The organism is Roseomonas sp. FDAARGOS_362, from assembly GCF_002754815.1.
Classification (GTDB): Bacteria; Pseudomonadota; Alphaproteobacteria; order Acetobacterales; family Acetobacteraceae; genus Roseomonas; species Roseomonas mucosa.
In genome coordinates, this window is sequence record NZ_CP024588.1 from 2,779,231 (window position 1) to 2,805,733 (window position 26,503).

Sequence of the window (26,503 nt, forward strand, 5' to 3'; positions counted from 1 at the left end):
CCGTGGCCTCACCTTTGCGATGGATCGTTGCCCGGCTTCGCCGCCGTCCCGACAAGGAGCACGAGATCGCCCTGAACCGGGTGGCGATCACCCTTTGCGCGCTGGTGTACTTCTTCCTGGTGGTGCCCTCCGATGCCTCGCTGGAAGAGGCGCGGTGGCTCTGCGCCGCCTTTGCCATCGCGACACTGCTGCTCTGCGGGCATCTGGTGCTCCGCCCCGGCGCCTCCGTCCTGCGACGCCTGGCGGGGATCGTGCTGGATCTGGGCACCCTCTCGGGCGGGCTGCTCACCGGCGGTGTCTATGTGGCCGCGCTCTATCCGCTCTATCTCTGGGTGATCTTCGGCAACGGCTTCCGCTTCGGCATCGCTTATCTGGGCGTCGCGGCGGGCCTGTCCATCCTGGCCTTCGGCACCATCATCCATGTCTCGCCCTACTGGCAGGCCAACTACCCGCTGGCGCTGGGCCTGCTGGCTGGGCTGGTGGTCCTGCCGGGCTATGCCGCGATGCTGATCCGCAAGCTGTCCCTGGCGCGGGACCAGGCGGAACAGGCCAGCCAGGCGAAGAGCCTCTTCCTGGCCAGCGTCAGCCACGAGCTGCGTACGCCGGTCACCGCCATCGTCGGCATGAACGACCTGCTGCGCCGCACGCCGCTGCAGCCCGAGCAGCGGGAGATGACGGGGACGATCCAGACCTCCGCGCGCTCCCTGATCTCGCTGATCGACGACCTGCTGAACCTGTCGCGCCTGGATGCGGGCCGCGTCGCCTTCGAGCAGGTGGTCTTCGATCCGGTGGCAGTGCTGCGCGACGCGGCGCGGCTGGTCACCGCCCAGGCGCTGGAGAAGAACCTCCGCCTCGGCTTCCACGTCACGCCGCGCAGCACCGGCCTGCTGCGCGGCGACCGGCGCCGCCTGGGCGAGGTGCTGCTGAACCTGACCGGCAACGCGGTGAAGTTCACCCGCCAGGGCGGGGTGGTCCTGGCCCTGGACATGCAGGAACAGCCGGGAGGCATCCTGCTGCGGCTGGAAGTGTCGGACACGGGGATCGGCATCGCGCCGGAGGCCCAGGAGCGCATCTTCGAGAGCTTCACCCAGGCCCATGAGCGGATCGCCAACGATTTCGGCGGCACGGGGCTGGGCCTGTCCATCTCCCGCCGCCTGGTCCGGGCGCAGGGGGGCGAGATCGGGGTGCGGAGCCGCCTGGGCCGTGGCAGCACGCTCTGGCTCATCCTGCCCATGGAGCGTGCCGCCGCCGAGGGCACACCTTCGCCCATGCCCTGGCATGCGGTGGTGCTGGTGCGCGACGCCAGCCTGCTGCCGGCCCTGGAACGGGCGGCGGAGCCGGCCGGACTGCGCCTCGCCCTGGCGCGGGGCCGCGACGAGGCCCGCCGCCTGCTCGCCGCGGCCGTCCCAGCGGGCGAGGGGCCGCGGACGCTGATCCTGCTGGGCGAGGAGCCCGCCGTGGCGGAGCAGGCGGAGGAGGCCCCCGGGCCGCCCGCTCAGCCCGACCTGCCGCCGGAGGCCGCGCGCCTGCCCGTCCTGCTGATCCGGCCCGATACGCTGCCCGGCCTCCCGGAGCCGTCGCGGCGCTTCGGGGCGCTGGCCATCCTGTCGGCGCAGCGGCTGGAGGCGGAACTGCCGCCCGTGCTGCGCGCCGCCCACACGCTCTGGCGGGTGGGGATGGAGGACGAGCAGGCGCTGGTCCGCGGACGCACGGCCGGGCGGCATATCCTGGTGGTGGACGACAACCGGGTGAACCAGAAGGTGCTGTCGCGGATGCTGGAAACCGGCGGCCATGCCGTCACCCTGGCCGGCAATGGCGAGGAGGCGCTGGACCTGCTGGAGCGGGACAGCTTCGACCTCGTGGTGATGGACGTGAACATGCCGGTCATGGGCGGGCTGGAGGCGACCAAGCTCTACCGCATGGCCTCGCTCGGCCAGCCGCATCTGCCCATCGTCGCCCTGACCGCCGACGCCACCAGCCAGGCGCGGGAAAGGGCACTGGAGGCGGGCATGGATGCCTGCCTGACCAAGCCGATCGACCTGGAAACCCTGCTGGACCTGGTGGAGCGCCTCCTGGCCGACAAGCCATCCCCGGCCGTGCCGATCCGGCGCCAGACAGTTCCCTTGGCGGTGGTTTCGCCGCCGGACGAACAGCCGTCCCGGCCCGCCACGGCCATGCCGCCCTGGACCGTCTATGAGAATCCGCGGCCCGAGCCGGCTCTCGCGCCGATCCCGGTCCCATCCCATAGCCTCCCGCCCGATGCGCCGCCGCCGGCCCTGGCCGGCCAGCCGCTGCTCGACGAGACGATGCTGGAGAATCTGGAAACGCTGGGCGGCGCCGCGTTCGTCGCGGACGTGGTCGCCTCCTTCCTCACGGAAGCGGCCGCCCATCTGGAGGAGGTGCGAAAAGCCGTCCGCCTGGAGGATGGCGCGACGTTCCGGGACCGGGTGCATGCCCTGCGCAGCAGCGCGGCCAATGTCGGCGCGCTGGTCCTGCCGGAGCTCTGCCGCGACTGGCAGTTCGCCAGCGACGAGATGGTGCGCCAGAACGGCGTGGAAATGGCGGCGCGGCTCGTTGCCGAGTTCGAGGTGGTGCGGGCGGCGCTGCTGCGGCGCCAGGCCCTGCCGCCGGTGCTGGTGACCCGGCGGGACTGATCCCGCCGCGAGCCTCGTCCTGGCCGCCAGCCTGAGGGGTCGGAGCCGCCGGGGAGGGCCTCCCCCGCCGGCCCTTCTCCTTCGCCCGGTGTCGCGGGCGCAGGGCGGGCCGTCACTCGGCCGCGATGCCGATCCCCCGGTCGCGGCTGGTCCGGCGCTCCTGTGCCGCGGCGAGGCGCTCCATCTTGCGCAGGTCCGCCGGGGACAGGCGCATCGCCGCATCCACCCAGACATCGACGATGTCGCGCAGCTCCTTCAGCGTCACCGGCGCGGCGATGTGGCGGGCGCGGAACACCGCCTGCATCGCGTTGTGCCGGCGGCCCTGTCCGGCGATGTACTGCCGCAGCTCCTCGTCGCCCTGGCCCGGGGTCAGCAGCATGTCCACCAGGCCCAGCTCATGCAGTTCCTCGGCGGTGTAGATGCGGCCGCTCAGGATCATGCGCTCGGCCTGCACCGCGCCGATGCGGCGGGCAATCAGGCTGTAGGCGCCCATGCCGGGGAACAGGTTGAACAGCACCTCCGGCAGGCCGAACTTGGTGCCCCGCTCCGCCGCGATCAGGTTGCAGGACAGCGCCGTCTCGAAGCCGCCGCCCAGCGCGTCGCCCTGCACCAGCGCGATGGTCACGACCGGGGCGCCGTAGCTGACGAGGTTGTTGTACACCACGTCGATGCAGCGGTGCGCGTAGTGCTGCAGCAGCACCCGCTGCTCCTTGCGCACCGCCTCGGCGAAGAGCTTCAGGTCGCCGCCCATGTTGAAGATGCCGGGAATGCCCGAGGCCACGACGAAATAGTCGAAGGGGCGCTTCTCGCCAGCCTGGGCCAGCCAGCGGGCGACATCCGCCTGCATCTCGGTCAGGTCGCGCAGCACGCCCGGCGAGACGCAAGGGCGGCCCTGCGGCACCAGGTGGCACCAGAAGGTGCGGGCCTCGGCATCCAGGCGGACGCGGATATCGGCGAAGTCCTTGTCCAGGACCAGGCTGCCATCCGTGGCGATGGGGCTGAGGCCCTGGACCTCCATGCGGGCGGAGACCAGCTGGTGCTGTACCGGTGAGTTGGGGAAGGAAGTGGTGGAGAAGTAGGTCATGGAAGAGCCTTTTTCTAAGGAACGCGGACACCCCTCTCGCCCAGCGTGCGGGCGGGGGCACCGGCATTCTGAATAAGGCCATCCCCGCCGTCTTTGTCCGCATCAGCTCGTGCGAAAGGAATCGTGTGGCGGGGAAAGAAGCGGAGGCACCAATATTTGTTTCTTATTAGAAACAAAATAGCAGATGCTTCGCAATCCCCCGCGGATGCCGGTGCCGCGCTTCTGGAAGGCCGCGCGTTCGGGACCTGGCCACGGAGGGAACGCAGCCCCCGGTGCTGGCTCCCCGTCCTGGTGTCGGTCTCTTCCCGCGCGCTCCATCTCGGCGCTCTTTCGATAGGCGGCCCGGCGGATGGTGCCGGCCCGTTTCGGCCCGCCGCCACACAGGCGGCGGATGGCGGCGGCGCACGCAGGTGCCGCCGGAGAGGGACTCAGGCTCCTGCCGGGAACGGCGCCCAGGCCAGGTCCTTCTCCGCCACCAGGCTGGGGGCGGCCGGCCATTCGATGGCGAAGCCCGGATCGTCGTAGCGGAATCCGTCCGCGAAGCCCGGCGCGAAGGGCGTGGACATGCTGTAGGTCACTTCCACGTCGTCGGTCAGGGTCAGGAAGCCATGGGCGCAGCCGGTGGGGATATAGAGGCTCAGATCCTCGTCCTGCCCCAGCCGGAATCCCTGCCATGTCCCGAAGCTCGGCGAATCGCGCCGGACATCCGCCACCACGTCGAAGATCGTGCCGCGGACGCAGCGCACCAGCTTCACCTCCTCATAGGGTGGCCGCTGGTAGTGCATGCCCCGCAGCGTCCCGGCGCGCCGCGTCACGGAGGTGCTGCTCTGCACGAAGCGGCCATTGAGGCCGCGCTCCGTGAACTCCTTCTCGCAGAAGGTGCGACCGAAGGAGCCCCGTTCGTCGCGGTGGCGCTCGATCACAATGGCCCAGAGGCCCTCGATCCTGGTAGATTGGAAGATCATTTTACTGTCTTTATACCAATATTGAGATGAAGCGAAGGGTTTTCCGATGAGTGGGCTTGGCCAGGAATTGCATGGACACGTGGAGGCGCTGTTTCCGATCTGCCGGAGCATCACCGGGACGGGCCTGCGGCAGACACTGCGCTACATCTCCGACCGCATCGGGCTGGAGATCCATGAGGTGCCCAGCGGCACGCCGGTTCTGGACTGGGAGGTGCCGGAGGAATGGACGGTGCGGGGCGCCCGGATCGAACGCCTGAACGGCGAGACGGTGGTGGATTTCCGCGACAACAACCTGCACCTCGTGCAGTACAGCCTGCCGGTGGACCGGGTGGTGCCGCGGGAGGAATTGGATCGGCACCTGCATAGCCTGCCGGACCAGCCGGACCTCATCCCCTACCGCACCGGCTACTACGCAAGGAGCTGGGGTTTCTGCCTGACGCAGAACCAGCGCGACGCGATGCAGGACGAGGCCTACCGCGTCGTGGTGGATACCAGCCTGGCGCCCGGCGCGCTCAGCTATGGCGAGCTGTTCCTGCCGGGCGAGAGCGGGGAGGAGTTCCTCTTCTCCATCCATTGCTGCCACCCCTCGCTGGCCAACGACAACCTCGCCTCCATCGCCGTGGCCATGGCACTGGCGGATTCGCAGAAGCGGCGGAACGGCCGGAAGCTGGGCCTGCGCTTCGTCTTCCTGCCCGGCACGATCGGCGCCATCACCTGGCTGGCCCGCAACCGCGATACGGTCGGGCGGATCCGGCACGGGCTGGTGCTGAGCTGCCTGGGCGATGCCGGAGGGCTGACCTACAAGCGTTCCCGTCGCGGCGATGCGCCGGTGGACCGCTACGCCACGCATGTGCTGGCGGAGGAAGGCTTCGCCGAGCGCGTACTGCCCTTCATCCCCTATGGCTATGACGAGCGGCAGTACTGCTCGCCCGGCTTCAACCTGCCGGTCGGCTGCCTGATGCGCTCGCCCAACGGCAGCTTTCCGGAATACCACACCTCCGCCGACAACCCCTCGCTGGTGAAGCCGGAATCGCTGGAGCATTCGCTTATGGCGCTGGAGCGGGTCGTGGCGATGGCGGAGGCGGACTACATCCCCCTCAACATGCAGCCCTATGGCGAGCCGCAGCTCGGCCGGCGTGGCCTCTACAAGGCCATCGGCGGCCAGCACGACCAGGAGGATGCGCGCGCCCGCTTCGACCAGATGACCGTCTTCTGGGTGCTGAACCTCGCCGACGGCACGCATTCCCTGCTGGACATCGCGGAACGCGCGGGCAAGCCCTTCCCGGCCGTCGCGGCGGCAGCGCGAGCGCTGTCGGAGGCCGGGCTGCTGGTGCCGGCGGAAGGCCGGACCATCGGGCAGGACCGGGCGGGCTGATCAATCCAGGACGCGCGAATTACACTTCCGGCGTTGCGCTGACCCTGGGGGAAAGGCTCCGCCTTTCCCCCGGACCCCCTATCCGCCAGGACGCTGCGCGCCCTGGACCCGATGAGTTGGTCCTTGCTGCCGCCGGATCGCGCCGGAGAGCCTGGCTTTCCGGCGGAGTGGGGGTCCGCCGGGGGCCATGGCAACCCAACCGGGGGAAAATTCTGCCCCCTGCATCATTGTCGCACCGTCAGGGAACTGGGTTCGGTGTCTCCGCCGGAACGGCTCGGAGCGGAGCCAGAAGCGCCTCCACGCGCCGCGTTTCCGGGAGCAGGTCGTGACGCTCCAGCGGGGTGCGTTGCCGCAGCGCCGGGCTGGCGGCGGCCACGGCCTCCCAGGCCCGGCCGAAGCTGGGCTGCGCCAGGAGGGCTGCCAGGGCCGGACCTTCCAGCCCGAATCCGGCGGCCTCCGCCGCGACGGCGTCCAGAGGGGCCCGGAAAAGCCGGCGCGCCAGCGCCCGCAGCCGGTAGCGCCGGGCGGCATCGAGGGCCGGTTCCAGCCGCCCCTCGATCGGGGCATCGGTGGCGCCGATCAGGAAGCGCATCGTATCCGCCATGCCGCCCTGGGCGCGGCCATGGAGGCGGCAGGACACCTCCACCACCGCCTCCGGCGCATGGCGCAGGCGCGCGTCGATCCGCCGCAGCGCGTCGCAGAAGGCCCGGTCCTCTCCCAGGGCCTGCGAGGGCAGCCCGCCGGCACGGCGATAGGCATCCAGGGCCACAGCCATGCTGGCTCCCGATTCGCAGTCGTGCCGGGGCCAGGGATCGGCCGGGTCGGGGTCCAGCCGCGCCGCCAGCTCCACCAGCAGGGAATCATAACGCTCCTCCTCCGCGCTGCGCTGGCGCAGGGCAGCGGGAAGGGCGCGCTCATGCTCCTCAGGGTCCACGGTGATCAGGCCCAGCACCGCATCCGCCCCGGCCTCCAGCGCCAGGAGGTTGCGCGCCACCCAGTCCCGCGCCGGGCGGCCATCCGCATCCGTGGTCAGCAGCACGGCATCCGGCACGGCGTCCCGCTCCAGCCAGAAGGCGGCAGCCTCCATGGCGCGGCGCCGCGCCTCGCCGGCATGGGCCAGCTCGGGCGGCAGGCTTTCCTCCAGCACCAGCAGCGGGAAAGGCAGGCGCCCTACCATGCCCCGCGCCAGGGCGGCGGTGCCGTCCCGGCTGTTGTTGACCAGCAGGACCACGCCGAAGCGGCCCGAGGCCAGCGGGAGGCCGTCGGGCATGGCCTGCGCGGCCAGGGCGGCGAGACAGACGGGCATCACCTCGGCCTCGTCACGGGCGGGGATGGCAACCAGGGCGGGCGGGGGCGGACCGGGCGGAAGGCGAAGCTGCAGGCTCTCGCGGAAGGCAGGCAAGGATCGGTCCCTGACAGTGGCGGGCGCTGAACGCCCGGATTTTCCGGGGCGTTTCATGACCGATGCGACAGGCGGCGGGAAGCGTCTTTCCGCTGTTTCCAAAGGGGGATGCGCGGTTCCGGCCCGCCCCCGCCAGGCGCCTCGGTCACGCTGCCTGACGCATTGCGGTCATGGGCGCCGGTGATTGGCGCCGACCGGACAGGGGGTCTAACCTGTCCCGCAGCGCCGTTGTCCGGCCCTCATACCCGGCCTCTCCATGCCCCTGGCACGGGGCATGCTCCGGCCGCCTGCCCGATCGCGCGATCCCGGCCCATTCCCGCCGGCGGTCGCCCCGTCCTGGAGTGACACATGCCCGATACGATCGACACCGCCGCGCTGGACCGGCTCTTCCGCGCCGCCCGTTCACAGAACAAGTGGCAGGATCGGCCCATCTCCGAGGCTCAGCTGCGCGAGATCTACGACCTGCTGAAGCTTGGTCCGACCGCCGGCAACAGCTCCCCCGCCCGCTTCGTCTTCGTCACCTCCCCGGAGGGCAAGGAGAAGCTGCGCCCCGCCCTTTCGAGCGGCAACCTGGAAAAGACGATGAGCGCCCCGGTCGTGGCCATCGCCGCCTATGACCTGGACTTCACCGAGCAGTTGCCGAAGCTCTTCCCGCACATGGATGCCCGCCCCTGGTACGCGGACCCCGAGGTGCGGCAGGTCAACGCCTTCCGCAACGGCAGCCTCCAGGCCGCCTACCTGATCATGGCGGCACGCGCCGTCGGGCTGGATGCAGGGCCGATGAGTGGCTTCAACAACGCCCTGGTGGACGAGGCCTTCTTCGCCGGCACGCGGATCAAGTCCAACATGCTGGTGAACCTGGGCTATGGCGACCCCGCCGGGGTGCGCGACCGCCTGCCGCGCCTGAGCTTCGAGGAAGCCTGCCGCATCGCCTGACCCGGCGGATGGCGGCCTTATTCGAGGCCGCCACGATCCGTCCGCCGGTCTGCAGCGCTTCATGGCCTGCCGTCGCGCCATCCCGGAGGCAAGGCTTCGCCTTTCCCCCGGACCCCCTCATCCGCCAGGACCCTGCGGGTACTGGACCCATTTTCGTTGGCGCTCGCCGATGCCGGATCGCGCCGGAGAGCAATGGCTCTCCGGCAGCCGCCACAGGGAACCGTCAGAGGGATAAGGAGGCCGCCGGCCGAATCAGGCCGCCAGACGTCCCGCGGCCGGGTCGAGGCGGTAGCCGCCGCCTTCGGTCAGCAACAGGGAGGCATTCGCCGGGTCCTGCTCGATCTTCTGGCGAAGGCGGTAGATATGGGTTTCCAGCGTATGCGTGGTCACCGCCGCGTTGTAGCCCCAGACCTCGTTCAGCAGCACCTGCCGGGCCACCGGACGACCGCCGGCGCGGTAGAGGAACTTCAGGATCGAGCATTCCTTCTCGGTCAGCCGGATGCGGCGGTTCTTCACCGTGTCCTGCAACACCTTGGCAGCCGGGCGGAAGGTATAGGGGCCGACCACGAAGACGGCGTCCTCGCTGTTGTCGAAGACCCGCAGCTGGGCCCGGAGGCGGGCCAGCAACTCGTTGATCCGAAAAGGTTTGGCGATGTAGTCGTTGGCGCCGGCATCCAGCCCGCGCACCACGTCGCTCTCCCCGTCGGCGCCGGTCAGCATGATGATCGGCACACGTACCCCATCACGCCGCAGCTTGGCGCAGAGGTCGCGGCCATTGCCATCGGGCAGGCCGATATCGAGCAGCACCGCGTCGTAACGCGCACTGGGCTCCAGCAGGGCATGCTCCGCCTGCTCGGCCGTCCCGGCCTCATGCACCGCGAACTCCCCGTCGAGGGATAATTGTTCGCTCAGAGTGGCGCGAAGCGCCGGGTCATCATCCACGATCAGGACAGGCCGGGGGCCGGACATGCCATCCTCATTGTCGCAACTGTCAAGATTCCCAAGATGCTACAACCGCAGCGTTCCTGGATTGTGCCGACCGGGAACCGGCCATGCAAGACTTCGCCTCGCGATTTCGTGGCTATTGGAAGATTGGCAAGACTGCAAGGACCGCCATTTTGACAGCCCCGGGGCATTCTGTGTCCATTCCGCATCAGGCCCTCACGTTTTTCCCTTCCGAACGAACAAAGAGAAGCGACAGAACCATGGATCCCCTGGCCCGGCCCGCACCGGGACGCCCTGATGCCGCAGTGGAAAGCGGCGCCGACAAGGTCCTGCATGTCCAGGCCCTGCGTGGCGTGCACCGTGCCCTGGGGGAACTCCGGCGCGGGACGCCGGTTCTGCTGCGTGGGCCGGACGGGAACGGGCTGCTGGTCGGGGCGGCCGAAACGCTCTCGGGCCGGGGGCTCGCGGAATTCGTTCCGGGCCCCATGCCGGGCGATGGGGAGCCGCCGGTCCTGTTGCTGGAGGCAACGCGTGCCGCCGCCATCCTGGACACCGATCCCGACACGGCGGCCGGGCCCGTCGCCCTGCGGGCCTCGCCCGCCCTGCTGAACCCGGCGGCGCTCCGTCACCTCGCGGACCCGACGGCGGAGCGCCTGCTGCCGGTGGCACCCGAGCCGGTGCCTGTGCCCCCCCTGGCCCGGGCGGCCCTGGCACTGGCCAAGCTCGGGCGACTGCTGCCCGCCCTGGTCGCCGCGCCACGCCTGGCCCTGCCGGAAGGGCTGCTCGAAGTGCCGGCGGCCGATATCATCGCCTATCCGGAAACGGCGGCCACCACCCTGGCCGCCGTGGCCGAGGCCCGCGTGCCGCTGGAAGGTTCCGCCGAGACCCGGATCGTCGCCTTCCGCCCGGCGGATGGGGGGATCGAGCACCTCGCCATCCTGGTAGGCGAGCCCGAGGCCCTGGCGGCCCGCGGCGGGGCCCCGCTGGCACGGGTGCATTCGGAATGCTTCACCGGGGATCTGCTGGGCAGCCTCCGCTGCGACTGCGGCCCGCAACTGCGCGGCGCCATCGCCCGCATGGCAACGGAGGGCAGCGGCGTGCTGCTCTACCTGGCGCAGGAAGGGCGCGGAATCGGGCTGGTGAACAAGCTGCGCGCCTATGCGCTGCAGGATGGCGGGCTCGACACGCTCGATGCCAACCGGGCGCTCGGCTATGGCGCCGACGAACGGAACTTCCTGGTCGCGGCGGAAATGCTGCGGGCGTTGCACATCCCGCGCGTGCGGCTGCTGACCAACAACCCGGAAAAGATCGCCGGCCTCGCCGCCTGCGGCATTGAGGTGGTGGGCCGGGTGCGGCATGCCTTCGTGGCCAATGGCGTCAATGACGGCTATCTGGAAACCAAGGCGCTGCGCTTCGGCCACCTGCTGAAGTAGCCGTTCCGGCGTAACGAAGCATTGGCGCAACGACACATTCAGGGAATGCCCCCGACGTGATGGGCCTCGTCCTGCCGGATGGCCAGACCACCGGCCATCTGATCCTCGGCCGCGACCGCTGGCCCTGCGCCCTGGGCAAAGGCGGCATCCGCGCCGACAAGGCCGAGGGCGACGGCGCCACCCCCATCGCGACCTTGCCGCTGCGCCGGGTGCTGTACCGCGCCGACCGCCTGCACCCGCCGGCCTGCGCCGTGCCGGTGGAGCCGATCGCGCCGCGGGACGGCTGGTGCGACGATCCGGGGCATCCGGACTACAACCGCGCCGTCACCCTGCCGCACCCGGCGCGGCACGAGGAGCTCTGGCGGCCGGACGGGCTCTACGACGTGGTCGGCGTGCTGGGCTGGAACGACGATCCGGTGGTGCGGGGGCGCGGCAGCGCCATCTTCCTGCATGTCGCCCGCCCGGACCTGGCGCCCACCGAAGGCTGCGTCGCCCTGGCCCTGCCGGACCTGCTCTTTGTGCTGTCGAAGGGCCTGACCGGGATCGAGGTCCGCCCCGGCTGAGCCCGGCCGCGCCACCCGGCGGCTGCCGCGCAGCATGGCACGCCCTTGGAACGAGCGTTTGCACCGGACCGGTTTCGGGGTCATTCAGGGAACCGGCGGCCGCCGCGGGCCCCGTCCCTTCAACGGCATGGCTTTTCCCCTTGGCTTTCCTGGCTGGCAACCGCCCATGGCCCGACGCCCCCGCGGGCTGAGCGAGTCCGACCGCCGCCTGTGGCGGGCCTGGGTCGCGATGCACCATGTCGCGGCGCTGCCCGGCCATGCGCCGCCGGCCGAACCCGCTCCGCCCCTCGCCCCGGCCGAGGCGCCCCCCGCCCCGCCACCGCTGCCCCCGGCCCGCCCCGCGAAGCCGGCGCGCCCGGCCATGCCGGAGCTGCAGGTGGGCCAGCCGGGCCCGGGGTTGGACGCGAAGCGCTGGAAGGAGCTGCGGAAAGGCCGCATCCGGCCCGAGCGGGTGCTGGACCTGCATGGGCGCCGGGTGCAGGACGCTCATGCCGCCGTGCTCTCCTTCATCCTGGCCGCCCATGCCGACGACCTGCGTTGCGTCGCCATCGTCACCGGCAAGGGTTCCGGCGAAGGCGGCGTGCTGCGACGGGAGCTGCCGCACTGGCTGAACCTGCCGCCGCTGCGAGCACTGCTGCTGGGCGTCGCCCATGCCCATGCCGCGAATACCGGGGCGGTGCATCTGCTGCTGCGGCGGCGGGAACGGGTGAAGGTGGCGCGGTAGCGCGTCGCGCTCCGTGGCTGGCTCCCGGGGGAGAGGCTCTGCCTCTCGCCCCGGCCCCCCTCTCCGCCGGGGACCGAAGCCGGCCCCCGGACCCCGGGCCTGAGTTGGCGCCTGCGGTGGACGTTGTTCTGCGGCCTGATCCCTGGGAGCAGGCGGCAACGCGGGGCTCCTGAAAAGAAGATAAGGCACCCTGTCCGCGCTGGTGGCACCGGCAGTCCGCCGGAGAGCGATGCTCTCCGGCGCGATCCGGCATCAGCGGGCGCCAACGAACGGGAGGTCCAGGACCCTCAGGGTCCTGGCGGATAGGGGGTCCGGGGGAAAGGCAGAGCCTTTCCCCCGGGATGCGGGACGCCACGCGAAGCCGCGGCCCGAACGAGAAGCGCCCGCCGCATTGCTGCGGCGGGCGCCTGTCTTCCAACAGAGCGGGGGAAATGCGCCGTCAGCGGTTCACCAGCTTGGCCGGCACCATCAGCACGATGGCCGCGCCGAGCACCAGGAAGCCTGCCAGCACATACATGCCCATGGCCGAGGACTGGGTCATGTCGCGCAGCGTGCCGATCAGGTAGGGGCTGGCGAAGCCCGCCAGGTTGGCCACCGAGTTGATGAAGGCGATGCCCGAGGCCGCCGCCGCGCCGGACAGGAAGGCGGTGGGCAGCGACCAGAAGAGCGGCGCGCAGGCCAGCACGCCCGCCGCGGCCATCGAGAGGAAGACGATGGCGATGGCGGTGCTGGAGGCGGTCGCCGCGACGACGAAGCCCACCGCGCCCAGCAGCGCCGGGATCACCAGGTGCCAGCGGCGCTCGCGCCGTGCGTCGGCGCTGCGGCTGAAGAACACCATGGCGACGATGGCGCAGATGAAGGGAATGGCGCTGAGCAGGCCGATGTTGAAGTCACCCGACACGCCGGAAGCCTTCACCAGCGTCGGCATCCAGAAGGTCAGCCCGTACTGGCCCATGACGAAGCTGAAGTAGATCAGGCACATCACCCAGACGCGCGGGTCGCGCAGCACGACGAAGACCGACTGGTGCTCGTCCTTGCCGCTGCTGTCGGCGGCGATGTTGCGCGCGAGGATGTCCTTCTCGTCCTGGGCCAGCCACTTCGCGCTCTTCACGCCATTGTCCAGATAGGCGAGCAGAACGAGGCCCAGCACGACGGCGGGCACGGCCTCGATCAGGAACATCCACTGCCAGCCGCTCCAGCCTCGGATACCGTCGAAGCTCTGCATGATCCAGCCGGAAAGCGGATTGCCGAAGATGCCGGCCGCCGGGCTGCCCGCCTGGAAGATGGCGAACATCTTGCCGCGGCGGTTCGAGGGGAACCAGTAGGTGAGATAGAGGATGACACCCGGGTAGAAGCCGGCCTCCGCCACGCCGAGCAGGAAGCGCAGCACGTAGAACTGCCAGGCGTTCTCCACGAACATGAAGAGCGCGGAGAGGATGCCCCAGGTGATCATGATGCGCGCCATCCAGACGCGGGCGCCCACCCTGTGCAGGATGATGTTGCTCGGCACCTCGAAGAAGAAATAGCCGAGAAAGAAGATGCCGGCGCCCAGGCCGAAGACCGTCTCGCTGAAGCCCAGCTCCTGCGACATCTGCAGCTTGGCGAAGCCGACGTTCACGCGGTCCAGATAGGCCACGACGTAGCAGAGCATCAGCAGGGGCATGATGCGGAAGGCGACCTTGCGGTACAGGCCGTCCTCCGTCGCCGCCGGAGCAAGGCTCGCGGCGCCGGCATGTGCGCTCATAATGTTCCTCCAGATCGGCCGCGCCGGCGTCAGCGGGGCGCGGCGGACCGTGTTGTCAGTTGAAGGTCCGGAGAAGGTCCTCGACCTGCTCCGCGGTCAGTTCCCTGGCTTCACGGCCTTGCAGCAGCAGCGCCAGCTTGGCCGCTTCCTCCAGCTCCTCCGCGGCATAGACCGCGTCGGTCAGTGTCTTGCCGGACACCACTGGCCCGTGATTGGCGAGCAGCACCGCGCGGGCCTCGCGGGCGGCTTCGTGGATGTCCCGCTCCATCGCCGCGTCGCCGGGGCGGTAGTAGCGGATCACCGGCAGCGTCCGGCCCACGCGCATGACGAAATAGGGCGTCAGCGGCGGGATCGGCGCCGTGTCCTCCGGCCCGGCCAGGCAGCCGATGGCGGTGGCGTAGGTGGAGTGCAGGTGCACCACCGCTCCCGCCTCCGGCCGCGCGGTCAGCACGGCGCGGTGCATGAAGACCTCCTTGGAGGGCTTGTCGCCGCCCACATGCCGCCAGTCCGGGTCGAGCCTGCTGATGCGCTCCGCCTTCAGCCGGCCGAGGCAGGAGTTGGTCGGCGTCATCAGGTAGCCGTCCGGCAGGCGCACGCTGATGTTGCCGGCGCTGCCGACGGAATAGCCGCGTGCGAAGAGACTCGCGCCGAGTTCGACGAGAAGTTCACGCAGTTCGGACTCGGTCATGTTCGCATGTCCCTGCAGCAGAGGTCGGAGGTCAGCGGACGAATTCGTCCTTGTACTGTTGCACCACGGCGTCGAAATCGCCGTCGCGGGTGAAGCCGAGGGCGAGCGGGCGGCTCACCTCGAAATCGCCGGGCCAGGAGCACACGATGTCGATCACGCGCTGCTCCGGCTCCTCGGTCACCAGGGCGCGCGGGGCGGGGCCGCCGACGCGCTCCAGGCTTTCCAGCATCTGGCCCACGGTGACGCAGATGCCGGGCAGGTTCAGCACCCGCCAGCCGCCGATGCGCTCGCCCGGCACGGCCAGGGCATGGACGAGGTTGCTCACCACCACATCCGGGGAGGAGAGCCACATCCGCGTTTCCAGCGGCACCGGGCAGTTGGAGGCGATGCCGGCCAGGGGCTCGCGGATGATGCCGCTGGCGAAGGAGGAGGCGGCGGAGTTCGGCTTGCCCGGGCGCACCACGATGGTCGGCAGGCGGCAGACGCGGCCATCGACGAAGCCCTTGCGGGAATAGTCGTTGACCAGGATCTCGCCGATCGCCTTCTGCGCGCCGTAGGAGGACGCCGGCATGGTCGCCATGACCTCCGGCACCACCGCCGGCATCTCACCGCCGAAGACGGCGAGCGAGCTGGCGAAGACGAAGCGGGGCGCCTTGCCGGTGGCGCGGGCGGCCTCCAGCAGGGCGCGCGTGCCATCCACGTTCACCCGCATGCTCAGGTCGAAATCCTGCTCCGACTGGCCGCTCAGCACCGCCGCGAGGTGGTAGATGCCCGCCGTTTCCGCCGTGACCAGCCCGCGCACGAAACCCGGGTCGGCGATGTCGCCGGTGACGGAGGAGACGCGCGCATCGTCCACCGGGCAGGGGGCGAGATCGACCGAGACGATGCGGTCGAAGGCAGGCAGGCCTTCCTTCTTCCCGGCGCCGGCCAGGAGGGCGCGGATCACGCGGCTGCCGAGGAAGCCGGCGCCGCCGGTGACGATGATCTGCATGGACATGCTCCTATCCCTCCGTCCCCGGCACGGCGATGTGCAGGGCGAGGCCCCGGTGGATGATCGCGTCGCGCACATCCTCGGGCAGGTTGGAATCGGTGACGATGGCGGACAGCGCCTCGAGTGGCAGGGCGTTGAAGGTGCCGATGCGCCCGTACTTGCTGCTGTCCGTCACCAGGATGCTGCGGGAGGCGCTCTGCGCCACCGCCCGCTTGACCGCCACCTTGTTCTCCGACGGCGTGGAGACGCCGCGCAGGCCGAAGGAGGAGGTCGAGATGAAGGCGAGGTCGAAGTTGAAGCGGCGGATGGCCTCCGCGGCGGGGTCGCCGACGCAGGACTGGTTCTCGCGCTCCACCTGCCCGCCGGTGTGGTAGAGGCGGCAATCCGCCTCCCGCATCAGGAAGGCGGCGATGACGAAGTCGTTGGTCACCACGGCGATGTCGCTGCGCCCGGCGAGGCCCCTGGCGATCTCCAGCGTCGTGGTGCCGGCATCGAGGTAGAGGATGCCGCCGCGCGGGACGAAGTCCAGCGCCATGCGGCCGATCGCCACCTTCGCCGCATGGGCCATCACCGCCTTGCTGACATGCGAGGGCTCGAAGGAGATGCGCTCCGGCAGGCGGATGCCGCCCGCCACCGACATCACCTGCCCTTCCCGCTCCAGCTGCTGGATGTCGCGCCGCACGGTCATGTGCGAGACGTCCAGCAGCTCGGTCAGCTCGCTGATGCTCAGCACGCCGCGTTCGGCGAGGCGGGCGAGGATCAGCTTCTGACGCTCGGCGGGGATCATGCCGGCCTCAGCGCGCCCCGGAGGCGGGCGTCTTGTAGGGGGCGAACCAGCCCAGCCCGGCCGTGGTCTCGCCGCGCGGGTTGTACTCGCAGCCCACCCAGCCCTTGTAGCCGACGCGGTCGAGCACGGCAAAGAGGTGCGGGTAGTTCAGCTCGCCCTCGTCCGGCTCGTGCCGATCCGGCACCGAGGCGATCTGCACATGGGCGAACTTGCCGTCCATCTTCCCGATCAGCTTCGTCAGGTCGCCGTCCATGATCTGCGCGTGGTAGAGGTCGAGCTGCACGGAGACGTTCGGCCGCCCGACGCGCTCCACCAGCGCCACCGCCTCCAGCTGGTGCGCGATGAAGTAGCCGGGCATGTTGCGGCTGTTGATCGGCTCGACCAGCAGGGTGATCCCTTCGGGCGCCAGCATGTCGGCGGCGTAGCGGAAGTTCTCGACGAAGGCGTTCTCGCAGGCCGCGCGGTCCATGCCCGCGGTGATGCCGGACATGCCGTGCAGCGTCCGGCAGCCCAGCGCCTTGGCATAGCGCAGCGCGATGGCGACGTTGTCGCGGAACTCCTGCTCGCGGCCCGGGATGGCGGCCATGCCGCGCTCGCCATTCGCCCAGTCGCCCGGCGGCATGTTGAACAGCGCCTGGGTCAGCCCGGCGGCCTTCAGCTTCTCCGCCACCGCTTCCGGCGGGTGCTCGTAGGGGAAAAGGAACTCCACCGCCTGGAACCCCGCCTCCGCGGCCGCGGCGAAGCGGTCGAGGAAGGGAAGCTCGGTGAACATCATCGAGAGATTGGCAGCAAAACGCGGCATGTCGTCCGTCTCCTCACCCTGACCCTCAGGCCGCCAGGTCCTGCGCTTCGAAGAAGAAGCGCTCGCCTCCGAAATTCCCCGACTTCAGCGCCAGGGAGAGCGGCTTCCCCACCGCCTTCACCCAGGGCACGCCCGGAGCGATCTGCGGCCCGATATGGAAGCCGCCGATGCCCAGCGACTGGGTGACGATGCCGGAGGTCTCGCCGCCCGCGACGATGAACTGGTCGAAGCCCGCTGCCTCCAGCCTGCGCGCCAGGGCGCCGAAGACGCGCTCCACCGCCTCGCTCGCCTCGGCGGCACCGAAGCGGGCCTGGATCTCCTTCAGCTTCGCCGGCTCGGTGGTGGCATAGACCAGCGGCGCCCATTCGCCCGCCGGCTGCGCCAGCACCCAGTCCGCCAGCTCCCGCGCATAGGCCTCGGCATCGCCCAGGCTGCGCTCCACCTCGACGAACAGGGCGGGCGCGGCGGCGCGATAGGCGGCCACCTGGGCATTGGTCATCTGCGAGCAGGAGCCGGACAGCACGATGGCGCGCCCCTTCGCAGGGCGGCCTTCGGCGGCGGCGCTGGCGGCATCGGCTTCGGTCTTCCAGGCCCGCGCCATGCCGTCGGCGAGGCCCGCGCCGCCGGTGACCAGCTTCATCTCCGCCACGGCCTGGCCCATCACCACCAGATGCGCGTCGCTCAGCGCGTCCAGCACGGCATAGCGGAAGCCCTTGGCCTTCAGTGCCGCCAGCGCCGCGCGCACGGCATCGGCACCCTGGTCCATGACCGTACTCGGCACGTTGCCGGTCTTCCCGCGCGACTGCGCGTCCATCAGCCGCATCAGGTTGCTGTCGGTCATCGGCGTGACCGGATGGTGCCGCATGCCGGATTCCTCCAGCGGCACGCCGTTCACGAAGAGATAGCCGTTGTAGATGGTGCGCCCGTTCACCGGCAGGACCGGGCAGATCACCGTGAAGTCCTCGCCCAGCGTGTCGAGCAGCGCATCCGTCACCGGGCCGATATTGCCCTTCGGCGTGCTGTCGAAGGTGGAGCAGTACTTGAAGAAGAACTGCGGGCAGTCGCGCGCCTGTAGCCAGCGCAGCGCGGCGAGGCTCTGCGACACCGCCTCCTCCACCGGGCAGGAGCGGGTCTTCAGGCTGACGACCACGGCATCGGCCTCGACCGCCAGATCCTCCGGCGGCACGCCGTTGAGCTGCACGGTGCGCAGCCCGTTGGCGACCAGGAAGCCGGCGATGTCGGTGGCGCCGGTGAAGTCGTCCGCGATGACTCCCAGGCGCATCGGAAGGGGGCGCATCACCTGGTCTTCCCTTCCACGCCCGGCAGCTCGATGCCGGCGAAGGTCTTGATCACCGCCGCATCGTCCTCGCGCCCATGGCCGGCGTTGCTGGCATTGGCGAACATCGTGTAGGCGGTGCTGGCCAGCGGCAGCGGGAAGCCCAGCGACAGCGCCGTCTCCGTCACCAGCCGCAGGTCCTTCACGAAGATGTCCACCGCCGAATGTGGCGTGTAGTCGCCATCGACCACATGCTTCATCCGGTTCTCGAACATCCAGCTGTTGCCGGCGGCATTGGTCACCACCTCGTACATCGTGCCGAGCGGGATGCCGGCCTTCGCGGCCAGCGCCATCGCCTCGGCCCCCGCCGCGATATGCACCCCGGCGAGGAGCTGGTGGATGATCTTCACCGTGGCGCCCAGGCCGATCTCGTCGCCGATCTCATAGACCTTGCCCGCCACCGCATCGAGCACGGGGCGCAGCCGGTCGAAGGCCTGCTTCGGCCCGGAAGCCATCACCGTCATCTGCCCCGCCGCCGCCTTGGCGGCCCCGCCCGAGACCGGCGCGTCCAGCATCAGCAGGCCCATCGCCTCCAGCTCCGCGGCCAGGGCGCGGGAATCGGCGGCGGAGATGGTGGCGGAGACCATGACGCCGGTGCCGGGGCGCAGCTTCCGCGCCAGCCCGTTCTCGCCCAGTAGCACGGCGCGGCACTGCGCGGCGTTCACCACCAGCAACAGCACGGCATCCAGTTCCCCGGCGAAGGCAGAGGCATCCGGCCCCGCCGCCACGGCGCCAGCCTCGGTCAGCGCCTGACAGGCCGCCGGGTTCAGGTCCGCGCCATAGGTCGCCAGCCCGGCCGCGAGGCAGGAGCGCGCCGCGCCCATGCCCATGGAGCCGAGGCCGACCACACAGGCCCGGTACCGGTTGTCGCTGCTCATCGGTCCTCCGATGTGAATTTCTGTTCGCCCGCTTGCGCGTGGCGGCGGTTATAAACCGGCTGCCGGCGCTGTTAAGCGAGAAAAGCACAAAATTTCACATCCAGAGACTAGTTTTTTCACGCCCTGGCGGGCGACGGACAGCCGTCGTCTGCGGCGCGAGTGCCGGGGCCTCCCGGCCGTTCCCGTCCCCGCCACGGGAACGCCACGCGTGGGGCCACAAATGGAAACCGGGAGGAGGCACATGGCCTCCTCCCGGCGGAAACGGTGCCGCGTGGTTCAGGCGGCTTCGTAGACGACGGTCTCCTTGCCGGAATCGCCCACCACCAGGAAGACGGTGGCGTCGCTGAAGTCGTCGTTGCGGAAGTAGTGCGGCCGCCCGGCGGGGGTCTTCACCACGTCGAGCGGGCCGAGCTTCGCTTCCACGACCTTGCCGTCATCGCCGACCCAGCCGACGGTGACGCAGCCTTCGAGCACGAGGTAGGCGTCCTCGACATCGCGCACATAGGGCTTCACGCCGACGCCGCGGGGGATGCCCAGCATCTCCTTGCGCGCGGTGGTGGACTGCACGCCACCCTCGCCGACATAGACCTTGCGGAAGAAGCCTGCCTTCTCCGCGATCACCGGCTGCTGGGTGAAGCGGATGACGTGGTGCGCCATGAGCTGCTGCAACGGGTGCGCGCCCTCGGTGGACAGCATCTCCGTCTGGCCCGGCTTGGCGCCGAAGGCACGGGCGAGCGCGGCGTCGGTGTCCTTGGGGTGATAGACATAGCGCGGGGGCTGCGGCTTGCCGACATCGACGCTGATGCTCATCAGCACGGGCTTCACGCCCTCGTTGCGGAAGCCGTGCGGCACGTCGCGGGCGTTCAGGATCATGTCCTTGGGACCGAGCTTGACCTCGACCACCTGCCCGTCCTGCTCCCAGCCCACGGTCAGCACGCCGTCGATGATGAGGAAGCTCTCCTCGATCTCATGCGCGTGGCAGGCCGCGTACTTGCCCGGCTCCTTGTGGATCAGGCTCAGCGTGAAGTTGTCGGCCTTCATGGTGGAGGTGTCGCCGACCTTGGGCGAGCCGCCGGCGCCGATATAGCGCATCTGCGCGCGGGAGAGTTCCGGAAAGCCGCGGTTCGAGGGGAAGGCGTCCCAGTCGAAGGCCTTCTGCGCGTGCCGGCCGATGTGGCGCTGCAGGTCCGCTTCCAGCGGGACCGTGGCGGGCGGGGCGATGACGTTCATCCGGAACTCCTTTCTTGCAGGTGCGGCCGTGCCGTCCGGAAACTCCTGTAGCCGCGTTCCTGTTTGCCTGCTATACGCTGTTTTATGGGTAAACACATTTTGGATGCGGAGGTGCCCCCGGCGGCGGCAGGCGGGGAGGCGGATGACCGCTACCTCGTCCCCGGCCTCGTGCGCGGGTTGCAGGCGCTGCAGGCCTTCACGCCCGAACGCCGCCGCATGACGCTGGTGGAAATCGGCGCGGCGCTGGGCATCACCCGCTCCGCCGCCTACCGGCTGGTCTATACGCTGGACCAGCTAGGCTTCCTGGTGCACGACCCGCAGACGCGCACCTATGCGCTGGGTCCGGCCGTGCTGCGCCTGGGCTATGGCTATATCGCTTCCCGCGACCTGCCCGAGGTCGCCGCGCCGCATCTGGAGGCGCTGCGCGACCGCACCCAATGGTCCGCCCATCTGGGGGTGCTGGAGGGGCGCGACGTCGTCTACCTGATGCGGATGCCGACGCGGCGCGCCGTGTCCTCGGTGGTGCAGGTCGGCTCGCGCCTGCCCGCGCATGCCACCGGCATGGGGCGCGTGCTGCTGGCGGGGCTGGAGGATGCGGCGATCGAGGCGCTGTACCGTGACACCCGGCTGGAATCCTACAGCGGCCGCACCCCGGCCACCCTGCCCGCGCTGCTGAAACAGGCCCGGCTGGACCGCGCCTCCGGCACCGTCACCAATGTCGCGGGCTACGAGGCCGGGGTGACGAGCATCGCGGCCCCCATCCGCGATGTCTCGGGCCGCGCGGTGGCGGCGATCAACATCTCCACCGTCGCGCTGCTGGTGACGGAGGCCGAGCTGCGCGGCCCTCTGGCGCAGGAGGTCACGGCCAGCGCCGCCGCCATTTCCCGGGCCCTGGGCCACGCGCCGGCGGAAGCCGAGCCCCGGCCCCGCAAGGCGGGCGGCTGAGGCCGCCACGCCATCCCCGACAGGCCCTGGCCGGGAATCCCCCGGGCCAGGGCCAGGAAAGCCGGAAGCAGCCCCCCCGCTTCCGGTCCGGTAGAAGAAACCCCGCAACAAGCGGGCCGGAACGCCGGTCACACGTCCCAGCAACGATCCTGAACGGGAGTTCCCCATGTTCCAACCCGCCCCGGGCCGCCGCGCCCTGCTTGGCGCCACGGCCGCCCTCGCCGCCGCGGGGCTGCGCCCGGCCCGCGCCGCTTCCTGGCCCTCGCGCCAGGTGACCATCGTCGCCCCCTTCACCCCCGGCGGCCCGGTGGACGTGCTGGCGCGCGTCGTGGCGCAGGGGCTGCAGGCCGGCAGCGGCCAGAATACGGTGGTGGACAACCGCGTGGGCGCCCAGGGCAATATCGGCATCGACGCGGTACGCCGTGCGGCGCCGGACGGCCACACGCTGCTTCTGGTGCCGGCGGGCAACCTGACCATCAACCCCACGCTGATGCGCGACCTGCCCTTCGACGTGGAGCGGGATTTCCTGCCGCTGAACCTGCTGGCCACGGCGCCCAACGTCATCGTCTGTGACCCGCGCCTGCCGGTGCGCGACATCCAGGGGCTGCTCGCCTTCGCAAAGACGCAGAAGGATGGCGTGACCTATGCCAGCCCTGGCTTCGGCAGCCAGCTTCACCTGGCGGGCGAGCTGCTGGCGCAGCGGACCGGCATCCCCATGCTGCACGTGCCCTACAAGGGTTCCAGCCAGGCGGCGACGGATGTGATGTCGGGGCAGGTGCAGCTCCTCTTCACCAACCTGCCGGCCGTGCTGGAGGCGGTGCGCGATGGCCAGCTCCGCGCCCTGGCCCTCACCACGGCGCAGCGCACCCCGGTGATGCCGGACATCCCGACGCTGGGCGAGCTGGGCGTGGAGGGCTTCGACATCACCTCCTGGTACGGGCTGCTGGCGCCGCGCGCCGTGCCGCCCGCCCTGGCGGAGGAGATCCACACCACGGTCGCGCGCATCCTGCACGAGCCGCGCACGAGCACCGCCCTTGCCGCCCAGGGCCTCACCCTCTCCGACGAATCCATGGTGGATTTCGCTGCCCGCATCCGGGCGGAAACCGCTGTCTGGGCGAAGGTGATCCGCGAACGGAAGATCGAGCCACAGCTCTGAGGCCGGTTGCGCTTCGCCGCCTGGCGTCGCGCCGTCCCGGGGGGACGAGGCTCCGCCTTTTTCCCCCGGCCTCCATCCGCCAGGACGCTTCACAGGACCATCGCAAAGTCCTCGTCATCCAGACCAAATAAGTCCAGATTAAACACACATGCAGAAGACGGATGGGACGGCATCATTTTCTTGCTACCGGTGGGTTTTTCAAGCCGGATATTATGGTGACGGGTTCAGGCGGCGGCGCGATGGGTTTATCCTTCCCGTCCAGGACACCGGCATTTCCCGATGTCCTCCACGGACGGGAGATTGCCCCGCATGTCCGACGACACACGGACCCCCGGAACCCTGCACCTGCAATTCGATGGCCATGCCATCGAGGCAGTCCCCGGAACCTCGCTGCTGCAGGCCTGGACGGCCGCCGGGCTGACGCTGACGGAGAATGTCGGCTGCATGGGCCAGGGAGTCTGCGGGGCCTGCCGCGTGCTGGTGCGCCGACCGGGCCAGCGCCTGGCCAGTACGGCGCTGGCCTGCGAGATGCTGGCCGAGGAAGGGATGCAGGTCTCCTTCATCGACCATTTCCCGGCCCGCCGCCCGCACGCCTATGACCTGCACGCGCTGACCGACAGCTGGACCGCGATCGACCAGATCGACGCCGTCTTCCCCGAGGCCAAGCACTGCCGCCACTGCAACGGCTGCGACCGCGCCTGTCCCAAGGGGATCGAGGTGCAGCGCATGGTCAACCTCGCCGCCGTGGGGCAGGCCAATGCGGCGGCCGAGCTCTTCGACCACTGCGTGCTCTGCAACCTCTGCGTCGCCGCCTGCCCGGAGCATATAGACCCGGCGCATCTGGGCCAGTTCGTGCGGCGGATGAACGCCTCGCTGACGCTGCGCCCCTCCGACCTGATCATGCGGCTGCACGAGATAGAGGACGGCCGCCAGCCGATCGACTTCGGCGCGCCAGGTGCCAATCCGCCGCCGAAGGGAGCCGCGCCATGAGCGCCGCCGGGATCCCCCATGCCCAGGCGCTGGACGCCTGGCGCGCCGCCTCCCCCGCCCCGCCCCGGACGCTGGACCTGCCGGTGCCGGAGCTGCTGGCCGGCTACCATCCGGACCGTCAGCCCGGCGCCATGGTGACGCTGCGGGTCGGCACCAGCGCCGGCCAGGAATGCCCGGCCATCCTGGCGGACCTGCTGCAGGCGGATTCGCTGCTGGAGGATGTGGACATCGCCGGCGCTCCGATGCTGGACGCGGACGTGCTGGTGATCGGCGGCGGCGGCGCGGGCTGCGTCGCGGCGCTGACCGCCGCGCGCGCCGGGGCCCGCGTGCTGCTCGCCACCAAGCTGCGCATCGGCGACAGCAACACGGTGATGGCGGAGGGCGGCATCCAGGCCGCGGTCGGCGCCGAGGACAGCCTGCAGCGGCATTTCGAGGACACGCTGCGCGCCGGGCACTTCGCCGCCGACAAGGCGCTGGTGGCGGCGTTGGTGTCGGGCGGGCCACAGGCGATCCGCTGGCTGATCCAGGAGGGGATGAGCTTCGACCTCACCGAGGGCAGCCAGCGCATGGGCGGCACGCTGCTGCGCAAGAAGCCCGGCGGCGCCACCGCCGCCCGGCTGCTCTCCTATCGCGACTTCACCGGGCTGGAACTGATGCGGGCGCTGCGCGAGGCGACCCTGCTGCAGCCGGGGATCACCATCCTCGACCGTCATCCGGCGCTGGAGCTGCTGAGCGACGACCGCGGCCGCTGCGCCGGGGCGGTGCTGCACGACTTCGCGCATGGCCGCCCGGTGCTGGCCCGGGCCGGGGCGGTGGTGCTGGCCACCGGCGGCTCGGGGCGGCTGCACCTCGCGGGCTTTCCCACCTCCAACCACTATGGCGCCACGGCGGACGGTCTGGTGCTGGCCTATCGCCTCGGCGCCCCGCTGCGGGAGGTGAACAGCTTCCAGTACCACCCGACCGGCATCGCCTGGCCGCCGCACATGGAGGGCTCCCTGGTCAGCGAGGCGGCGCGTTCCTCCGGCGCCTTCCTGGTGAACGGCAAGGGCGAGCGCTTCGTGGACGAGTTGCAGCCGCGCGACGTGGTGGCCTCCGCCATCCTGCGCGAGATCGCCGAGGGGCGAGGCGTGGAACGCGACGGCAAGGTTGGGATCTTCCTCGACACGCCGACGCTGGAGAAGGGCAGGCCCGGCATCCTGGAGAAGAGCCTCGTCACCCTGCGCCACCTCGCCCATCGCGGCGGCTTCGATCCGGCCGAGGAGCCCTTCCTGATCCGCCCGACGCTGCACTACCAGAACGGCGGCGTGGAGATCGATCCGGCAGGTCGCACCGCCGTCCCCGGCCTGCTCTGCGCGGGCGAGGTGACGGGCGGGCTGCATGGGCGCAACCGCATGATGGGCAATGCCCTGCTGGAGCTCGTGGTCTTCGGCCGCCATGCCGGCGCCGGGGCCGCCGCCGAGGCGCGGGCGGAACGGCCGCGCAACGTGGGGCTGACGCATCTCGCCGACTGGCGACGTGCCCTGGTGGCGCAGGGCCTGCCGCTCAGCCGCAAGGCTCCGATGATCTTTCCGCCCTACGGCCACTTCGATGCCGTCACCGACCGGGGGATGGCCGCATGACCGCCGTGCTCACCGCCGAGGCGATCCGGGTCGGCCCGGACCTCGCCGCCTGGCTCAAGGTTGGCGGCGGCGAGGGACTGGAACGCGCCCTCGACGATCCCGCCGGCATCATCCCCGCCCTGGAGGCCGCCGGGCTGCGCGGCCTGGGCGGCGCCGGCTTCCCGACGCACCGCAAATGGGCCGCCGTGGCGGCGCAGCCGCCCTTCCCCGAGGGCGGCGGCAAGTGGATCATCTGCAACGGCAACGAGGACGAGCCGGGTACCTTCAAGGACCGCTTCCTGCTCTCCCGCACGCCGCATCAGGTGATCGAGGGCGCGCTGATCGGCGCCCTGGCGGTGAAGGCGAACATGATCGCCCTCTACGTCAATCCGCGCGAGACGGCCTCCGTGAAGGCCCTGCGCGCCGCCGCCGATGCCTGGCGCGCGCATCCGCTGCTGGCCCGTGTCTCGGAATCTGTCGGCACCCCGGTGCAGATGCGCGTCAGCGAGAGCGCCGGTCTCTATGTGGGCGGCGAGGAGACCGCGGCGGTGGCCAGCGTCATGGGCGGCTTCCCCTTCCCGTCGCTGAAGCCGCCCTTCCCCGCGGAAAAGGGCGTGAACGGCGCGCCGACGCTGCTGAACAACGTCGAGACCTTCGCCCATGTCCCGCATATCCTCCAGCACGGCGCGGCATGGTACCGGGCGCTGGGCCTCGGGGAGGCGGCGGGCACCAAGCTCTACTCGCTGTCCGGCGACGTGCTGCGGCCGGGCCTGCACGAGCTACCGATGGGCACTTCGCTGCGCGAGCTGGTCTTCCGCTGCGGCGGCGGCATGCTGGCGGGCAAGGCGTTCAAGGCGGTCTTCACCGGTGGCCCCTCCAACACGCTGCTGACAGACCGGGACCTCGACGTCGCGCTGGACTTCGACAGCCTGCGCGCCCGCGGCTCGCGCCTCGGCACCGGCGCCATGATCGTGGTGGGCGAAGGCACCAGCATCCTGCGCAAGACAGCGGAGTACGTCGCCTTCTTCGCGGCGAGCTCCTGCGGCCAGTGCCCCTCCTGCAAGATCGGCACGCACCAGGTCTCGCGCATCCTCGAACGCATCGAGGCCGGGGCCGGCCGCCCCACCGACCTCGCGGCTCTGGAGAACTTGACGCGCCTCCTGCCCGGCTCCGGCCGCTGCGGACTGGTGGACGGCGCCGCCACGGTGCTGGCCAGCTCCCTCGCCACCTTCCGGAGCGAATACGAACGGGCAGTCGGCCTGTACTGAACCCTGCCC

Annotated in this window: 23 protein-coding genes; 11 read left to right on the forward strand and 12 right to left on the reverse strand. The window is 70.5% G+C overall.

The window, feature by feature from the left end; genetic code table 11:
* Positions 1-2 precede the first annotated feature (2 nt).
* A complete protein-coding gene (locus tag CTJ15_RS17345; RefSeq protein ID WP_226945971.1) occupies positions 3-2,654 on the forward strand; it encodes a response regulator in 2,652 nt (883 codons plus the stop codon).
* Positions 2,655-2,766: 112 nt separating this feature from the next.
* On the opposite strand, the gene CTJ15_RS17350 is transcribed toward CTJ15_RS17345, so the two are convergent.
* Positions 2,767-3,738 carry a crotonase/enoyl-CoA hydratase family protein gene (locus CTJ15_RS17350; protein WP_079253485.1) on the reverse strand — a complete coding sequence of 324 codons (972 nt, stop codon included), beginning with the start codon at positions 3,736-3,738 and terminating at the stop codon, positions 2,767-2,769.
* A gap of 428 nt (positions 3,739-4,166) precedes the next feature.
* On the reverse strand, positions 4,167-4,703 hold the full coding sequence (locus CTJ15_RS17355) for a dTDP-4-dehydrorhamnose 3,5-epimerase family protein (RefSeq protein WP_058390310.1): 537 nt from the start codon (positions 4,701-4,703) through the stop codon (positions 4,167-4,169).
* A gap of 79 nt (positions 4,704-4,782) precedes the next feature.
* On the opposite strand from CTJ15_RS17355, the gene CTJ15_RS17360 reads away from it, so the two are divergent.
* Positions 4,783-6,078 carry a DUF4910 domain-containing protein gene (locus tag CTJ15_RS17360; RefSeq protein WP_099781765.1) on the forward strand — a complete coding sequence of 432 codons (1,296 nt, stop codon included), beginning with the start codon at positions 4,783-4,785 and terminating at the stop codon, positions 6,076-6,078.
* Between the two features lie 238 nt (positions 6,079-6,316).
* Here the strand turns inward: CTJ15_RS17360 and CTJ15_RS17365 are convergent, their stop codons facing one another.
* Positions 6,317-7,480, reverse strand: a complete 1,164-nt coding sequence (locus CTJ15_RS17365) for a glycosyltransferase family 2 protein (RefSeq protein WP_075822599.1) — start codon at positions 7,478-7,480, stop codon at positions 6,317-6,319.
* A 348-nt stretch (positions 7,481-7,828) separates the two neighbouring features.
* Here CTJ15_RS17365 and CTJ15_RS17370 point away from each other — a divergent pair, with 348 nt between their 5' ends.
* Positions 7,829-8,416 carry a malonic semialdehyde reductase gene (locus CTJ15_RS17370; protein ID WP_058390307.1) on the forward strand — a complete coding sequence of 196 codons (588 nt, stop codon included), beginning with the start codon at positions 7,829-7,831 and terminating at the stop codon, positions 8,414-8,416.
* 252 nt (positions 8,417-8,668) lie between these two features.
* On the opposite strand, the gene CTJ15_RS17375 is transcribed toward CTJ15_RS17370, so the two are convergent.
* Positions 8,669-9,385, reverse strand: a complete 717-nt coding sequence (locus tag CTJ15_RS17375; RefSeq protein ID WP_019460976.1) for a response regulator transcription factor — start codon at positions 9,383-9,385, stop codon at positions 8,669-8,671.
* Between the two features lie 236 nt (positions 9,386-9,621).
* On the opposite strand from CTJ15_RS17375, the gene ribA reads away from it, so the two are divergent.
* The 3 genes from ribA to CTJ15_RS17390 all read left to right on the forward strand — a co-directional run bounded on the left by ribA (position 9,622) and on the right by CTJ15_RS17390 (position 12,081).
* Entirely contained in the window at positions 9,622-10,794 is a 1,173-nt protein-coding gene (ribA, locus tag CTJ15_RS17380; protein ID WP_226945972.1) for a GTP cyclohydrolase II, read from the forward strand.
* A gap of 59 nt (positions 10,795-10,853) precedes the next feature.
* Positions 10,854-11,357 carry a L,D-transpeptidase gene (locus tag CTJ15_RS17385; RefSeq protein WP_099781766.1) on the forward strand — a complete coding sequence of 168 codons (504 nt, stop codon included), beginning with the start codon at positions 10,854-10,856 and terminating at the stop codon, positions 11,355-11,357.
* A gap of 166 nt (positions 11,358-11,523) precedes the next feature.
* On the forward strand, positions 11,524-12,081 hold the full coding sequence (locus tag CTJ15_RS17390) for a Smr/MutS family protein (protein ID WP_019460979.1): 558 nt from the start codon (positions 11,524-11,526) through the stop codon (positions 12,079-12,081).
* Between the two features lie 439 nt (positions 12,082-12,520).
* Here CTJ15_RS17390 and CTJ15_RS17395 read toward each other — a convergent pair whose 3' ends face one another.
* From CTJ15_RS17395 to CTJ15_RS17430, 8 genes are all read right to left on the reverse strand, one after another.
* Positions 12,521-13,825, reverse strand: a complete 1,305-nt coding sequence (locus CTJ15_RS17395) for an MFS transporter (RefSeq protein WP_019460980.1) — start codon at positions 13,823-13,825, stop codon at positions 12,521-12,523.
* A 55-nt stretch (positions 13,826-13,880) separates the two neighbouring features.
* Entirely contained in the window at positions 13,881-14,513 is a 633-nt protein-coding gene (locus tag CTJ15_RS17400; protein WP_019460981.1) for an aldolase, read from the reverse strand.
* Between the two features lie 31 nt (positions 14,514-14,544).
* Positions 14,545-15,510, reverse strand: coding sequence for a D-erythronate dehydrogenase (gene denD, locus CTJ15_RS17405; protein ID WP_083755523.1), 966 nt, complete (start codon positions 15,508-15,510; stop codon positions 14,545-14,547).
* Positions 15,511-15,514: 4 nt separating this feature from the next.
* Entirely contained in the window at positions 15,515-16,291 is a 777-nt protein-coding gene (locus tag CTJ15_RS17410) for a DeoR/GlpR family DNA-binding transcription regulator (RefSeq protein ID WP_019460983.1), read from the reverse strand.
* A gap of 7 nt (positions 16,292-16,298) precedes the next feature.
* The gene (otnI, locus tag CTJ15_RS17415; RefSeq protein ID WP_075822595.1) at positions 16,299-17,093 is read right to left on the reverse strand and encodes a 2-oxo-tetronate isomerase; all 795 of its coding nucleotides are present in this window, start codon (positions 17,091-17,093) and stop codon (positions 16,299-16,301) included.
* Positions 17,094-17,118: 25 nt separating this feature from the next.
* Positions 17,119-18,375 (reverse strand): 3-oxo-tetronate kinase, encoded by a 1,257-nt coding sequence (gene otnK, locus CTJ15_RS17420; RefSeq protein WP_099782195.1) that lies wholly within the window; start codon positions 18,373-18,375, stop codon positions 17,119-17,121.
* Between the two features lie 14 nt (positions 18,376-18,389).
* Positions 18,390-19,307, reverse strand: coding sequence for an L-threonate dehydrogenase (gene ltnD, locus CTJ15_RS17425; protein WP_019460986.1), 918 nt, complete (start codon positions 19,305-19,307; stop codon positions 18,390-18,392).
* Positions 19,308-19,583: 276 nt separating this feature from the next.
* Entirely contained in the window at positions 19,584-20,537 is a 954-nt protein-coding gene (locus tag CTJ15_RS17430; protein ID WP_019460987.1) for a cupin domain-containing protein, read from the reverse strand.
* Between the two features lie 111 nt (positions 20,538-20,648).
* Between CTJ15_RS17430 and CTJ15_RS17435 the strand changes: the two genes are divergently transcribed.
* From CTJ15_RS17435 to CTJ15_RS17455, 5 genes are all read left to right on the forward strand, one after another.
* Positions 20,649-21,482 carry an IclR family transcriptional regulator gene (locus CTJ15_RS17435; RefSeq protein ID WP_026033158.1) on the forward strand — a complete coding sequence of 278 codons (834 nt, stop codon included), beginning with the start codon at positions 20,649-20,651 and terminating at the stop codon, positions 21,480-21,482.
* Between the two features lie 166 nt (positions 21,483-21,648).
* Entirely contained in the window at positions 21,649-22,638 is a 990-nt protein-coding gene (locus CTJ15_RS17440; protein WP_019460989.1) for a tripartite tricarboxylate transporter substrate binding protein, read from the forward strand.
* Positions 22,639-22,947: 309 nt separating this feature from the next.
* A complete protein-coding gene (locus tag CTJ15_RS17445) occupies positions 22,948-23,628 on the forward strand; it encodes a 4Fe-4S dicluster domain-containing protein (protein ID WP_019460990.1) in 681 nt (226 codons plus the stop codon).
* Positions 23,625-25,247 carry an FAD-dependent oxidoreductase gene (locus tag CTJ15_RS17450; protein ID WP_019460991.1) on the forward strand — a complete coding sequence of 541 codons (1,623 nt, stop codon included), beginning with the start codon at positions 23,625-23,627 and terminating at the stop codon, positions 25,245-25,247. The genes CTJ15_RS17445 and CTJ15_RS17450 overlap by 4 nt, the downstream gene beginning before the upstream one ends.
* Positions 25,244-26,494, forward strand: a complete 1,251-nt coding sequence (locus CTJ15_RS17455) for an NADH-quinone oxidoreductase subunit F (protein ID WP_075821965.1) — start codon at positions 25,244-25,246, stop codon at positions 26,492-26,494. The genes CTJ15_RS17450 and CTJ15_RS17455 overlap by 4 nt, the downstream gene beginning before the upstream one ends.
* The last annotated feature ends 9 nt before the right edge of the window (positions 26,495-26,503 follow it).

Bases quoted from the DNA above. Each gene is read 5' to 3' on its own strand.
- denD (WP_083755523.1), bottom strand. From the start codon at position 15,510: ATGTCCATGCAGATCATCGTCACCGGCGGCGCCGGCTTCCTCGGCAGC.
- CTJ15_RS17355 (WP_058390310.1), bottom strand. From the start codon at position 4,703: ATGATCTTCCAATCTACCAGGATCGAGGGCCTCTGGGCCATTGTGATC.
- otnI (WP_075822595.1), bottom strand. From the start codon at position 17,093: ATGCCGCGTTTTGCTGCCAATCTCTCGATGATGTTCACCGAGCTTCCC.
- CTJ15_RS17370 (WP_058390307.1), top strand. From the start codon at position 7,829: ATGCCCGATACGATCGACACCGCCGCGCTGGACCGGCTCTTCCGCGCC.
- CTJ15_RS17400 (WP_019460981.1), bottom strand. From the start codon at position 14,513: ATGACCGAGTCCGAACTGCGTGAACTTCTCGTCGAACTCGGCGCGAGT.
- ribA (WP_226945972.1), top strand. From the start codon at position 9,622: ATGGATCCCCTGGCCCGGCCCGCACCGGGACGCCCTGATGCCGCAGTG.
- CTJ15_RS17350 (WP_079253485.1), bottom strand. From the start codon at position 3,738: ATGACCTACTTCTCCACCACTTCCTTCCCCAACTCACCGGTACAGCAC.
- CTJ15_RS17450 (WP_019460991.1), top strand. From the start codon at position 23,625: ATGAGCGCCGCCGGGATCCCCCATGCCCAGGCGCTGGACGCCTGGCGC.
- ltnD (WP_019460986.1), bottom strand. From the start codon at position 19,307: ATGAGCAGCGACAACCGGTACCGGGCCTGTGTGGTCGGCCTCGGCTCC.
- CTJ15_RS17375 (WP_019460976.1), bottom strand. From the start codon at position 9,385: ATGTCCGGCCCCCGGCCTGTCCTGATCGTGGATGATGACCCGGCGCTT.
- CTJ15_RS17440 (WP_019460989.1), top strand. From the start codon at position 21,649: ATGTTCCAACCCGCCCCGGGCCGCCGCGCCCTGCTTGGCGCCACGGCC.
- otnK (WP_099782195.1), bottom strand. From the start codon at position 18,375: ATGCGCCTGGGAGTCATCGCGGACGACTTCACCGGCGCCACCGACATC.
- CTJ15_RS17390 (WP_019460979.1), top strand. From the start codon at position 11,524: ATGGCCCGACGCCCCCGCGGGCTGAGCGAGTCCGACCGCCGCCTGTGG.
- CTJ15_RS17410 (WP_019460983.1), bottom strand. From the start codon at position 16,291: ATGATCCCCGCCGAGCGTCAGAAGCTGATCCTCGCCCGCCTCGCCGAA.
- CTJ15_RS17455 (WP_075821965.1), top strand. From the start codon at position 25,244: ATGACCGCCGTGCTCACCGCCGAGGCGATCCGGGTCGGCCCGGACCTC.
- CTJ15_RS17445 (WP_019460990.1), top strand. From the start codon at position 22,948: ATGTCCGACGACACACGGACCCCCGGAACCCTGCACCTGCAATTCGAT.
- CTJ15_RS17385 (WP_099781766.1), top strand. From the start codon at position 10,854: ATGGGCCTCGTCCTGCCGGATGGCCAGACCACCGGCCATCTGATCCTC.
- CTJ15_RS17430 (WP_019460987.1), bottom strand. From the start codon at position 20,537: ATGAACGTCATCGCCCCGCCCGCCACGGTCCCGCTGGAAGCGGACCTG.
- CTJ15_RS17395 (WP_019460980.1), bottom strand. From the start codon at position 13,825: ATGAGCGCACATGCCGGCGCCGCGAGCCTTGCTCCGGCGGCGACGGAG.